Genomic DNA, 12,055 nt, shown 5'->3' on the forward strand with positions numbered 1-12,055 from the left:
GCAGCGGCGCAGAAATTCCCGCGGCTGGCGGATTGTCCGTGAGTCAACGGGCGCAAGCCTTGCCATGGATCAAGCAGCCCCTGCGCGATCGGCTAGAATGGCCGCCTTGTCGTTGCCGAGCCTGCCATGAAACCTGTATTGCCCCACGCCCAACTCGATTGGGATGACCACGGACGCCCGCGTTCGCGGGTGTTCGATGACGTCTACTTTTCCGATCAGTCGGGGCTGGAAGAAACTCGTTACGTGTTCCTCGAACAGAACCGCCTGGCCGAGCGTTTTGCCGCGCTGCCGGCGGGTGGGCGACTGGTCATCGGTGAAACCGGTTTTGGCACCGGGCTGAATTTTCTCTGCGCCTGGCAGTTGTTCGAGCAACACGCCATGGCGGGTGCGCGCCTGCATTTCGTCAGCGTCGAAAAATACCCGCTGAGCCCCGCCGACCTGAAACGTGCCTTGGCCCTGTGGCCGGAACTCAAGCCACTGGCCGATCAGTTACTACGGCATTACGTGGCGATCCATGCCGGCTTTCAGCGCATCACCCTGGCCCACGGCCGCGTGACGCTGACGCTGTTGATCGGCGATGCCCTGGAACAACTGCCGCAGCTCGACGCGCAGATTGATGCGTGGTTTCTCGACGGTTTCGCCCCGGCAAAAAACCCCGACATGTGGACTGCCGAACTGTTTGTCGAGCTGGCGCGACTGGCAGCGCCCGGCTCAACCATCAGCACCTTCACCAGTACCGGTTGGGTCCGCCGTTTGCTCAACGCCGCCGGGTTCAAAATGAAGCGCACGCCGGGCATCGGTCACAAGTGGGAAATCCTCCGTGGCGAGTTTCTCGGCTGGCCGGCGGAAGTGACGCCGCCGACACCGGAAAAACCCTGGTTCGCTCGTCCTGCACCGATCGCGGCTGAACGTCGAGCGCTGGTGATTGGCGCCGGTCTCGCCGGCTGCGCCACCGCGTCCAGCCTGGCCGCACGTGGCTGGCAGGTGACGTTGCTCGAACGCCATGCGGCGGTTGCGCAAGAAGCCTCGGGCAATCCGCAGGGCGTGCTGTACCTGAAATTGTCTGCCCACGGCACGGCACTGTCGCAACTGATCGTCAGTGGTTTCGGTTACACCCGACGCCTGCTGGAAACCCTGCAACGCGGCACCGACTGGGACGCTTGCGGCGTGCTGCAACTGGCGTTCAATACCAAGGAAGCCGAGCGTCACGCCCAGTTGGCCGAAGCCTTCCCGGAAGACCTGTTGCAATGGCTGGATCAGCCCGAGGCGCAGGCCCGTGCCGGAGTCGGTCTGGCCCATGGCGGCTTGTACTACCCCGAAGGCGGTTGGGTGCATCCGCCGGCGCTGTGTCAGGCGCAAGCGGCGCAGGCGAACATCGAACTGCTCAACCATTGCCAAGCACTGCAACTGCGCAGGGTCGATGACCAGTGGCAAGCCCTCGACGGTGACCGCTTGCTCGCCAGCGCGCCGGTCGTGGTGTTGGCCGGTGCTGCCGACATCAAATGTTTTGCGCAGAGCGCCGAGTTACCGCTCAAGCGCATTCGCGGGCAGATCACCCGTCTCGCCGAAACTGCAGAAAGCCAGGCACTGGCCACTGTGGTCTGCGCCGAAGGCTACGTCGCTCCTGCCCGTCTAGGCGAACACACCCTCGGCGCCAGTTTCGATTTCAACAGCGATGACCTGACGCCAACCACCGCCGAACACGTGGGCAATCTGGCGATGCTCGAAGAGATCTCAAGCGATCTGGTTACGCGTCTGCACATCAGCGAACAGCCCGTCGAAAATCTTCAGGGCCGCGCAGCCTTCCGCTGCACCAGCCCTGACTATTTGCCGATTGTCGGCCCCCTCGCCGACCGCGAAGCGTTCCTCGACACCTACTCGGTGCTGAGCAAAGACGCGCGCCAAGTGCCGGACATCGCCTGCCCTTGGCTGGACGGTTTATACGTCAACAGCGGCCACGGTTCTCGCGGGCTGATCACCGCGCCACTGTCCGGCGAACTGCTCGCCGCATGGCTGGACAATGAACCGCTACCGCTGCCACGCAGTGTCGCCGAAGCCTGTCACCCCAACCGCTTTGCATTACGTCGGTTGATTCGCGGCAAATGAACTGAAGACCACGGGCCATGACGGTGGCCCACTGGTCTGACGGCGCCGCTTATAACTTATCGTTCTAAAACTCCCACAACCGCACCGGGTCAGTTTCTGAGTACCGGCCATTTTGGCCGCTGAAGAAACACCCTCCCCAACGGAAAAACCGGTAAGGACTTTATGTGCGGATTAGCTGGCGAGTTACGTTTTGATCAACAACCTGCAGATCTTGCAGCGATCGAGAGAATCACCCATCACCTGGCCCCTCGCGGCCCCGACGCGTGGGGTTTCCATGCCCAAGGGCCGATTGCCCTGGGTCACCGTCGCCTGAAAATCATGGACCTGTCGGACGGCTCGGCGCAGCCGATGATCGACAGCCAGTTGGGCTTGTCCCTGGCCTTCAACGGCGCGATCTACAACTTCCCGGAACTGCGTGCCGAACTTGAAGCGCTGGGTTACGCGTTCTACTCCGGTGGCGACACCGAAGTGCTGCTCAAGGGCTACCACGCCTGGGGCGAAGCGCTGCTGCCGAAGCTCAATGGCATGTTCGCGTTTGCCATTTGGGAACGCGACGCCAAACGCTTGTTCATCGCCCGCGACCGTCTCGGCGTGAAGCCGTTGTACCTGTCGCGCACCGGTCAGCGTTTGCGCTTTGCTTCGGCCTTGCCGGCGCTGCTCAAGGGTGGCGACATCAACCCGATCCTCGATCCGGTGGCGCTCAATCATTACCTGAATTTCCATGCCGTGGTCCCCGCGCCACGCACCCTGCTGGCCGGCATCGAAAAACTGCCACCGGCGACCTGGATGCGCGTTGAAGCCGACGGCAACACCGAACAGAAAACCTGGTGGACGCTGCCTTACGGCCCACACGATGATGAGAAAAATCTGACCCTCGAAGATTGGGTTGATCGCGTCCTCGACAGCACCCGCGAAGCGGTGGCGATTCGTCAACGCGCGGCAGTGGATGTCGGTGTACTGCTGTCCGGCGGCGTCGATTCGAGCATGCTCGTCGGCCTGTTGCGTGAAGTCGGCGTCGACAACCTTTCGACCTTTTCCATCGGTTTCCAGGATGCCGGCGGCGAACGCGGTGACGAATTCCAATACTCGGATCTGATCGCCAAACACTACGGCACTCAACATCATCAACTGCGCATCGACGAGAAAGAGATCATCGAGCAATTGCCCGCCGCGTTCCGCGCGATGAGCGAGCCGATGGTCAGCCATGACTGCATCGCCTTCTATCTACTGTCGCGCGAAGTGGCCAAGCACTGCAAAGTGGTGCAGAGCGGCCAGGGTGCTGACGAGTTGTTCGCCGGTTATCACTGGTATCCGCAAGTCGACGGTGCGGCGGATCCGTACGCGGCGTATCGCAATGCGTTTTTCGACCGCAGCTACGATGACTACGCCGCCACCGTGCAGCCGAAATGGCTGACCGCGAACGATGCCGCAGGCGACTTTGTGAAAGAACATTTCGCCCAGCCCGGCGCCGATGCGGCGGTGGACAAAGCATTGCGTCTGGACAGCACGGTGATGCTGGTCGATGACCCGGTCAAACGCGTCGACAACATGACCATGGCCTGGGGCCTGGAGGCGCGTACGCCGTTTCTCGACTATCGACTGGTAGAACTCTCGGCCCGAGTGCCTGGCCAATTCAAGCTGCCTGACGGCGGCAAACAAGTGCTCAAAGAAGCCGCGCGCCGAGTCATCCCGAGTGAGGTGATCGACCGTAAAAAAGGCTACTTCCCGGTGCCGGGCCTCAAGCACTTGCAGGGCGACACGCTGAACTGGGTGCGCGAACTGCTGCTCGATCCGAGTCAGGATCGCGGTCTGTTCAACCCGGCCATGCTCGACAAATTGCTAACCGATCCGCAAGGCCAACTGACGCCGTTGCGCGGTTCGAAGTTGTGGCAACTGGCTGCCCTGAACCTGTGGCTCAGTGAACAAGGAATCTGATTGATGAAACCCCACGCCACGGCCATCAACCAACGGCTGCTACGCGGTCAGACGCCGTCCTATGAACGCTTGCAGGCGCGTCTGGCCGAAGATGGCAGCATGCTGGCCGCCGACCCGATCGCCGTCCATTGCGGCTGGGGCCGGTTGCTGATCGGCCACACGTTTCCCGACCCGGCATCGCTGGCGCAGGAGCTGCTCAAAGAGCAGCCCGGCGAGCGTGATATCGCGCTGTACGTCGCGGCGCCGCAGCAGATCCTCGGCCTGGAACCGACGCAACTGTTTCTCGACCCGTCGGACACCCTGCGCCTGTGGTTCAGCGATTACCGCCAGGCCACCCGTGTGTTTCGCGGCTTTCGTATTCGCCGCGCGCAAAGTGAGGCGGACTGGCAGGCGATCAATCTGTTGTACCAGGCGCGCGGCATGTTGCCGATCGATGCCACGCGGCTGACGCCGCATCATCAGGGCGGCCCGGTGTACTGGCTGGCCGAGGATGAAGACAGCGGCGCGGTGATCGGCAGCGTCATGGGCCTGAACCATCAAAAGGCTTTCAACGACCCGGAAAACGGCAGCAGCCTGTGGTGCCTGGCGGTTGATCCGCAATGCTCGCGGCCGGGTGTTGGTGAAGTGCTGGTGCGGCACCTGATCGAGCACTTCATGAGTCGCGGCTTGAGCTATCTGGATCTGTCAGTTCTGCATGACAACCGGCAGGCGAAAAACCTCTACGCCAAGCTCGGCTTTCGCAATCTGTCGACCTTCGCCATCAAGCGCAAAAACGGCATCAACCAGCCGCTGTTTCTCGGCCCGGGGCCAGAAGCGCAGTTCAATCCGTATGCGCGGATCATCGTTGAAGAAGCTCATCGACGCGGCATCGACGTGCAAGTGGATGACGCCGATGCCGGGCTGTTCACTCTCAGCCACGGCGGGCGTCGCGTGCGTTGCCGCGAATCGCTGAGCGACCTGACCAGCGCGATCAGCATGAGCCTGTGCCAAGACAAAAGCCTGACCCACAAAGTGCTCAAAGGCGCCGGACTGAACCTGCCCTCGCAGCAACTGGCCGGTAATGCCGACGACAATCTGGCCTTCCTCGATGAGCATCAACGGGTGGTGGTCAAACCGCTCGACGGTGAACAGGGCCAAGGCGTAGCGGTGGATTTGCAGAGCATCGAAGAGGTGCAGCAAGCCATCGAAACGGCGAAGCAATTTGACAGCCGCGTGCTGCTCGAAAGCTTCCACGAAGGGCTTGATCTGCGGATTCTGGTGATTGGCTTTGAAGTGGTGGCCGCGGCGATTCGCAAGCCGGCGGAAGTAGTCGGCGATGGCCAGCATTCGGTGGGCGCGTTGATCGAGGCGCAGAGCCGTCGTCGGCAAGCGGCGACCAGTGGCGAAAGCAAGATCCCGCTGGATCACGAAACCCAGCGCACCCTGCATGCGGCGGGCTATGACTACAGCAGCATTCTGCCGGCGGGCGAGCATCTGTTTGTGCGGCGTACGGCAAATCTGCACACCGGTGGCACGCTGGAGGATGTCACCGCGATTCTGCATCCGACGTTGATTGATGCCGCCGTGCGCGCGGCGCGGGCGCTGGATATTCCGATGGTCGGGCTCGACTTGATGGTGCCGGCGGCGGATCAGCCCGAGTACGTGTTTATCGAGGCCAATGAACGTGCCGGTCTGGCCAACCATGAGCCGCAGCCGACGGCGGAGCGCTTTGTCGATTTGTTGTTTCCGCATAGTCAGCCGGTTGTCTCTTGATTCTCTGGTGACTGAACCGACGCCATCGCTGGCAAGCCAGCTCCCACAAGTTTTGCAGTACATATAAAAACTGTGGGAGCTGGCTTGCCAGCGATGAGGCCCGATCAAGCAACACAAAACTTTCCTCATCGAAACCATCGGTGTGCTCAACCCATCAGGAGTTTCCATGACCACGCAAATCCCCGAACCGGATCTCAACTACCTGCAAAAAGTCTTGCTGGAAATGCTCGCCATTCCCAGCCCCACCGGGTTCACCGACACCATCGTGCGTTACGTCGCCGAGCGTTTGGAAGAGCTCGGCATCCCCTTTGAAATGACTCGACGCGGCACCATTCGCGCCACGCTCAAAGGCAAGAAGAACAGCCCCGACCGCGCCGTTTCCGCGCACCTGGACACCATCGGCGCCGCCGTTCGTGCGATCAAGGACAACGGCCGCCTGACCCTCGCCCCGGTCGGCTGCTGGTCGAGCCGCTTTGCCGAGGGCAGCCGCGTCAGCCTGTTTACCGACAACGGCGTGATTCGCGGCAGTGTCTTGCCGTTGATGGCGTCCGGGCATGCCTTCAACACTGCCGTCGATGAAATGCCGATCAGTTGGGATCACGTTGAACTGCGTCTGGATGCCTACTGTGCGACCAAGGCTGACTGCGACTCGCTGGGCATCAGCATCGGCGACGTGGTCGCATTCGATCCGCTGCCGGAGTTCACCGAAAGCGGTCACATCAGCGCCCGTCACCTCGATGACAAGGCCGGCGTTGCCGCGCTGCTCGCGGCACTCAAAGCCATCGTCGACAGCGGCCAGGAGCTGATGATCGACTGCCACCCGCTGTTCACCATCACCGAGGAAACCGGCAGCGGCGCGGCGGCGGCGCTGCCTTGGGACGTTAGCGAATTCGTCGGCATCGACATCGCGCCGGTCGCTCCCGGACAGCACTCCAGCGAGCATGCGGTGAGTGTGGCGATGCAGGATTCTGGCGGCCCGTACGATTATCACCTGTCGCGACATTTGCTGCGTCTGGCCGGTGAAAACGAACTGCCGGTGCGCCGCGACCTGTTCCGCTATTACTTCAGCGATGCGCACTCGGCGGTGACCGCCGGCCACGACATCCGCACCGCCCTGCTCGCGTTTGGCTGCGATGCGACCCATGGGTATGAGCGCACGCACATCGACAGTCTGGCGGCACTCAGTCGCTTGCTGGGGGCTTACATCTTGAGTCCGCCGGTGTTTGCCAGTGATGCAGCGCCGGCGAACGCTTCGCTGGATCGCTTCAGTCATCAGATTGAACATGACACGCAAATGGAGAGCGATACGCGGGTGCCGTCGGTGGACAGTCTGGTGGGGCAGCGTTCCGATAGTTGATCCGGCTTTGTGATGACAGGACTGGCCCCATCGCTGGCAAGCCAGCTCCCACAGGTATCGGAGGTGTACACAAATTTGTGTTGCCCCAATTACTGTGGGAGCTGGCTTGCCAGCGATGAGGTCGGTACAGGCAACACAAAACTGGCAGGCAAACCGCAATCGCCGTAGCATCCCGCCATTGATTCAGCCGAGGTGCCCATGCTTATTCCCCACGACCAACTTGAAGTCGACACCCTCACCCGCCTCATCGAGGATTTCGTCACCCGCGACGGCACCGACAACGGTGATGACACGCCGCTGGAAACCCGCGTGCTGCGCGTGCGTCAGGCATTGACCAAAGGCCAGGCGCTGATCGTCTTCGACCCGGAAAGCGAGCAGTGCCAGTTGATGCTCAAGCACGACGTGCCCAAGCACCTGTTCGACTGAAATCCTCAGCGAACTTTCTGCGTGGCTTGCTTGCGCTGAATCCGCTCATAGACCTCCGCGCGGTGCACGTTGACCTTTTGTGGCGCCTCGACGCCAAATCGCACGCTGGCACCGTTCACTGACAGAACGCGCAAGGTGATGTCATCACCGATTGAAATCAACTCACCAACGACACGGCTGAGTACAAGCATGAGATTCGTCCTTCAGGGTTAGCGAACCCTGAAGATGCGCGGCTTGCCGCGCCTCTTCAATGCACGGCGCGCAAATCAGTTTTGCCTTACACCCATGATCGCCGCGAGCTGTCAGACACTTCCCACAAAAGGTCTTCAGGCAGCAGAAAAGCGTGGCCCGAACAGAATCACGCTGGCGCCGATCACGCACAGCGCCACGCCGATCCAGTCCGAACCCAAGGGACGCACGCGCTCGACCACCATCAGCCAGCCAATCGAAGCGACGATGTAGATGCCGCCATAAGCGGCGTAGGCACGACCGGCATAGTTGGCTTCAACACGGGTCAGCAACAGTGCGAACAGGGTCAGGCTGAGCAGCGCAGGAATCACCCACAAGGCACTTTTGCCCTGACGCAGCCACATGAAGAAGGCGAAACAACCGGCGATTTCAAACAGCGCCGCAAGAAAGAACCACAGGTAATTGAGCATTGACGTGTCTCGACAGGGTGACCATTGCGGCCACCCTAGCGACGCTGTCTCCGACGGGCAAGCTCAGCCGTTGCTCTGTTTGGCTTTGGCGCGCATTTTCTCCGCCATTGAGGTCATTTCGTTGTAGAGCAGTTGCGGGTTCTTCTGCTTCAGCGCCCAGGCCATGCGCCCTTGTTCGTGGGGCAGGATCATGAACTCGCCAGCGGCGACTTGCTGATAGATGTAGTCAGCGATATCCGCCGCCGTAATTGGCGAACTTTCCAGCAACTTGCCGACCTGCGCTTTCATCGCCGGGGTCGGCCCACGGAACGAATCGAGCAAGTTAGTCTGGAAGAACGAGGGGCAGACCACGTGCACGCCGACTTCCTGCTGCGCCAGTTCGATCAGCAGACTTTCCGACAGTGCTACCACGCCGGCCTTGGCCACGTTGTAGTTGCTCATCGCCGGGCCTTGCATCAGTGCCGCCATGGAGGCGATGTTGATGATTTTGCCTTTGCTTTGTTCAAGCAGCGGCAAGAACGCCTTGCAGCCCTTGACCACGCCCATCAGGTTGATCGCGATCTGCCAATCCCAGTCTTCCAGGGACAGTTCGCTGAAAAAGCCACCCGAGGCCACGCCGGCGTTGTTGACGATGATGTCGATGCCGCCGAGCTTTTCTTCACAGGCCTGAGCGAACGCGGTGAGCTGGCTGTAATCACGTACATCACAGCGCTGGGTAAAACCGTCGCCACCGGCCTCGCGGACCATTTTCAGGGTTTCCTGAAGACCGGGTTCGCTGACGTCGGACAAGGCCAGTTGCCAGCCTTCACGTGCCCAGCGCAGCGCGATTTCGCGACCCAGGCCCGAGCCCGCACCAGTGATCATCATGCGATTTTGCATAGCACACAGCCTTGTTGTTCTGGGAAAGATGCGCCGAGTGTAGCGAAGGATCGGCGCGCGCCCACGCTCCATCAAGTTGCTGAATGCAAGATCAAAAGATCGCAGCCTTCGGCAGCTCCTACTTGGATTCGTGTAAGCGCTGTCGAGTGAAACGAGGCTGCGATCTTTTCGCTGTAAAGGAAATAAACGAGCAATCCAAATACATTAAAAAAACATTGAATTTTCTTTCACGCGCACCGGTCGGAATTTGTAAGCCGTCTGGAATTACTTAGTCTCCAGTCGCCCTTGAATACCAAGACTTCTCGAACACTATCAACAAGGAAATCGACATGGGCACAATTCTAATCATTATCCTGATCCTGTTGCTGATCGGTGGTCTGCCGGTCTTCCCGCACTCCAGAAGTTGGGGCTACGGTCCATCGGGCATTATCGGCGTGGTGTTGGTGGTGCTGTTGGTGCTGCTGTTACTCGGTCGGATATAACGATTCACGCGTAAAAAAAGAGGCCCTGTTAAGGGCCTCTTTTTTATTGCGCGGATCTTTCTGTTATAGATCGATCAGTCCGGCTTGCCGTGGATGACACCGGCGGTGTTATCCATCAGGCTCTTGGTTGCCGTTTGCAGGAACGCTTCGAGTTTGAGTTTCAACTCGGCGGTGCGCGGTGCATTCGGTACCACTTCGGCGTGCGGATTGGCCCCCAGTTGGTACTGCCACATCTTCGGCCCCATATCCTTGTCTCTCGGCAACACCAGAATCTGGTCAGCGGTGACGATGGCAGTGGTCTGCTCGCTGCCTGACGGCTTGATCACACCGAAACCGGTGTCGCCTTCCGGCAGGTTGAGCAAGTCGCGGCCCCAGCACTGGTGACGCACTTCGCCGCCGAGACGGCCCATGATGGTTGGCACGATATCGATCTGCGTACCCACTGTGTGGTCACGCGTACCGAACTTCTCCTGAATGCCAGGTGCGATCATCAGCATCGGCACGTTGAAGCGGCCCAGGTCCATTTCGGTGATCTGGCGCTCGTTGCCGAAGCCGTGGTCGCCGACGATGACGAACAGGGTTTCCTTGAAGTACGGCTCTTTGCGCGCCTTCTCGAAGAACTGACCCAGCGCCCAGTCGGAGTAGCGCATGGCGGTCAAGTGTTCGTTGAGGCTGCCGCGATCGGTCACGCGCTCGACCGGCAATGGCGTCGGCAAGGCGTATGGCGTGTGGTTAGACAGGGTTTGCAGCAGCGCGTAGAACGGCTTGCCGTTTTCCCGCGCCTTCAACTCCTGCAGACCACGGTCGAACATGTCCTGGTCGGACACGCCCCAGGTCGGATCGGAGAACACCGGGTTGACGAAGTCGTTACGGCCAACGAAGTTGGTCATGCCCTGGTTGCTGAAAAAGCCCGACTGGTTGTCCCAGGCGAAGTCGCCGTTGTAGACGTATACGTCGTCGTAGTTGCGGGCGCTGAGCACCTGCGGCAAGCCGGACAGTTTGTGGCTGCCTTCCGGGGTCTGCATCAGGTATTCGAAACCTGGCAGGTTGGGGAAGCAGGCCATGGTCGCGAACATGCCCTGATGGGTGTGCGTACCGTTGGAGAAGAAGCGATCGAACAGCAGACCTTCCTTCGACAGTTTGTCCAGGTATGGCGTGATGTTGCCTGGCGCGCCCAGTGCACCGACCGAGTGACCGGCCATGCTTTCCATCAGGATCACCACAACGTTTTTGATCGGCAGGGTCTTGTCGGCCGGCGGCGTGTAATCACGGCGCACAGCGGCAATATCGGCATCGACCAGTTTTTCGTCTGGCATCAGCAGCATGTCGCGCACGACTTTCTGCGCCTGCTCTTGCGGCAACGTCGCTTTCCAGATGTTGTCGCGATCTTCGCCCATGCGAGATTTGGCGGCCTCGATCAGCGACAGCGTGGCGTTGAGGCCGAGCTGGTTGGCGAAGTTGGAATCGGTGGTGTAGACATCACCCCAGCGCATCGGCGGGCCCTGACGCAAAGTGCCACGGGCGGCAGCCACGCAGATCAGCAGGCAGACCATGAACACCGCCAGACGGGTGTACCACGGCGCAACTTGACGAGTACCCACGCTGCCGCCGCTGAACGGTCCGCGTGGACGCGTGGCACGATCGGCGCCTTTGAACGCAAGGGTCAGGATGACAGTGCCGATGGCCCACGCCAGCAGATAGCGCACTACCGGAAAACCGTACCAGAGCATGCTCATCACGGTTTTCGGGTCTTCCTTCACGTACTGGAACACCAGGCCGTTGAGGCGCTGGTGGAACTCGCGGTAGAAGTCCATCTCCATCAGGCCGAGGAACAGCGCGATGCTTGAGGCGATGGTCAGCCACAAGCGGAAGAAGCCGCGTGCGGCCATGGCGCGGGCACTGAACAGCGCCAGCACCAGCGGAATGCACAGGTAAACCACCAGGCGCAGGTCAAAACGCAGGCCGTTGGCGAAAGCTTCGAGGAAGGTCGAAGCCGGGGTATCGAGGATCATCTCGCGGTTGTAGACCAGCAGCGCGAGGCGCAGCACGGAAAACATCACCATCATGACCAGCGCGCAAAGCAGCGTGTAGGCCAGATGCGATTTGACGGTCGGTTGCAGCAGGCGAGCAGAAGATCGCTGCTGATTCAGGGCGTCCGGGTTTGCCATGTCGTTTTAGGACCCATTGGAAGTTGAAGTTGCAAAAATACAGCGGCGCCATGTCCTCTATTGGTCATTCCAGACCCCGGGGCTTGCGCGGTGCGCAAATGTTGCACGATCACCCGCACCATTGCCATTGATTACTGCCCCGCCGCTAGACACTTTCATTTACAGCAGCGGACAAACAGCGCGGGCGAATTGTCAGGAACACTTTGTGAAAATTTCGTGCAACGCATATCTGGAAACACAATATAGATACAAAACAAAACGCCCCGACTTGTTCGGGGCGTTTCGTTGAAC

General features: G+C 60.3%; 10 protein-coding genes. 6 read left to right on the top strand and 4 right to left on the bottom strand.

From position 1 onward, the window contains the following. The first annotated feature begins 126 nt into the window (after positions 1-126). From mnmC to CKW26_RS10830, 5 genes are all read left to right on the top strand, one after another. The gene (gene mnmC / locus CKW26_RS10810; RefSeq protein WP_095048580.1) at positions 127-2,106 is read left to right on the top strand and encodes a bifunctional tRNA (5-methylaminomethyl-2-thiouridine)(34)-methyltransferase MnmD/FAD-dependent 5-carboxymethylaminomethyl-2-thiouridine(34) oxidoreductase MnmC; all 1,980 of its coding nucleotides are present in this window, start codon (positions 127-129) and stop codon (positions 2,104-2,106) included. 162 nt (positions 2,107-2,268) lie between these two features. Then, complete coding sequence (locus tag CKW26_RS10815; protein WP_095048581.1) at positions 2,269-4,041, top strand: N-acetylglutaminylglutamine amidotransferase; 1,773 nt, start codon at positions 2,269-2,271, stop codon at positions 4,039-4,041. A gap of 3 nt (positions 4,042-4,044) precedes the next feature. Then, positions 4,045-5,793: an N-acetylglutaminylglutamine synthetase gene (gene ngg, locus CKW26_RS10820; RefSeq protein ID WP_095048582.1), complete on the top strand. Its 1,749-nt coding sequence runs from the start codon at positions 4,045-4,047 to the stop codon at positions 5,791-5,793. 166 nt (positions 5,794-5,959) lie between these two features. Continuing rightward, complete coding sequence (locus tag CKW26_RS10825) at positions 5,960-7,150, top strand: osmoprotectant NAGGN system M42 family peptidase (protein ID WP_077574040.1); 1,191 nt, start codon at positions 5,960-5,962, stop codon at positions 7,148-7,150. A 198-nt stretch (positions 7,151-7,348) separates the two neighbouring features. Next, positions 7,349-7,576, top strand: a complete 228-nt coding sequence (locus tag CKW26_RS10830) for a YheU family protein (RefSeq protein ID WP_003199186.1) — start codon at positions 7,349-7,351, stop codon at positions 7,574-7,576. Positions 7,577-7,581: 5 nt separating this feature from the next. Here the strand turns inward: CKW26_RS10830 and csrA are convergent, their stop codons facing one another. The 3 genes from csrA to CKW26_RS10845 form a co-directional block, all read right to left on the bottom strand. Next, positions 7,582-7,767: a carbon storage regulator CsrA gene (gene csrA, locus CKW26_RS10835; protein WP_016985988.1), complete on the bottom strand. Its 186-nt coding sequence runs from the start codon at positions 7,765-7,767 to the stop codon at positions 7,582-7,584. Positions 7,768-7,902: 135 nt separating this feature from the next. After that, positions 7,903-8,235 (bottom strand): YnfA family protein, encoded by a 333-nt coding sequence (locus tag CKW26_RS10840; RefSeq protein WP_008088571.1) that lies wholly within the window; start codon positions 8,233-8,235, stop codon positions 7,903-7,905. Positions 8,236-8,298: 63 nt separating this feature from the next. Then, positions 8,299-9,114 (bottom strand): SDR family oxidoreductase, encoded by an 816-nt coding sequence (locus CKW26_RS10845; protein ID WP_095048583.1) that lies wholly within the window; start codon positions 9,112-9,114, stop codon positions 8,299-8,301. Between the two features lie 323 nt (positions 9,115-9,437). Here CKW26_RS10845 and CKW26_RS10850 point away from each other — a divergent pair, with 323 nt between their 5' ends. Further along, positions 9,438-9,596, top strand: coding sequence for a DUF3309 family protein (locus CKW26_RS10850; protein ID WP_169432680.1), 159 nt, complete (start codon positions 9,438-9,440; stop codon positions 9,594-9,596). A 74-nt stretch (positions 9,597-9,670) separates the two neighbouring features. On the opposite strand, the gene CKW26_RS10855 is transcribed toward CKW26_RS10850, so the two are convergent. After that, complete coding sequence (locus CKW26_RS10855; protein ID WP_095048584.1) at positions 9,671-11,764, bottom strand: LTA synthase family protein; 2,094 nt, start codon at positions 11,762-11,764, stop codon at positions 9,671-9,673. Positions 11,765-12,055: the final 291 nt, after the last annotated feature.

It is taken from the genome of Pseudomonas sp. Irchel s3h9 (genome assembly GCF_900187475.1).
Lineage (GTDB): Bacteria > Pseudomonadota > Gammaproteobacteria > Pseudomonadales > Pseudomonadaceae > Aquipseudomonas > Aquipseudomonas neuropathica.

Coding starts and splice junctions, on each gene's coding strand:
- CKW26_RS10840 (WP_008088571.1), bottom strand. CDS start 8,235: ATGCTCAATTACCTGTGGTTCTTTCTTGCGGCGCTGTTTGAAATCGCC.
- CKW26_RS10845 (WP_095048583.1), bottom strand. CDS start 9,114: ATGCAAAATCGCATGATGATCACTGGTGCGGGCTCGGGCCTGGGTCGC.
- CKW26_RS10855 (WP_095048584.1), bottom strand. CDS start 11,764: ATGGCAAACCCGGACGCCCTGAATCAGCAGCGATCTTCTGCTCGCCTG.
- CKW26_RS10815 (WP_095048581.1), top strand. CDS start 2,269: ATGTGCGGATTAGCTGGCGAGTTACGTTTTGATCAACAACCTGCAGAT.
- csrA (WP_016985988.1), bottom strand. CDS start 7,767: ATGCTTGTACTCAGCCGTGTCGTTGGTGAGTTGATTTCAATCGGTGAT.
- CKW26_RS10825 (WP_077574040.1), top strand. CDS start 5,960: ATGACCACGCAAATCCCCGAACCGGATCTCAACTACCTGCAAAAAGTC.
- mnmC (WP_095048580.1), top strand. CDS start 127: ATGAAACCTGTATTGCCCCACGCCCAACTCGATTGGGATGACCACGGA.
- ngg (WP_095048582.1), top strand. CDS start 4,045: ATGAAACCCCACGCCACGGCCATCAACCAACGGCTGCTACGCGGTCAG.
- CKW26_RS10830 (WP_003199186.1), top strand. CDS start 7,349: ATGCTTATTCCCCACGACCAACTTGAAGTCGACACCCTCACCCGCCTC.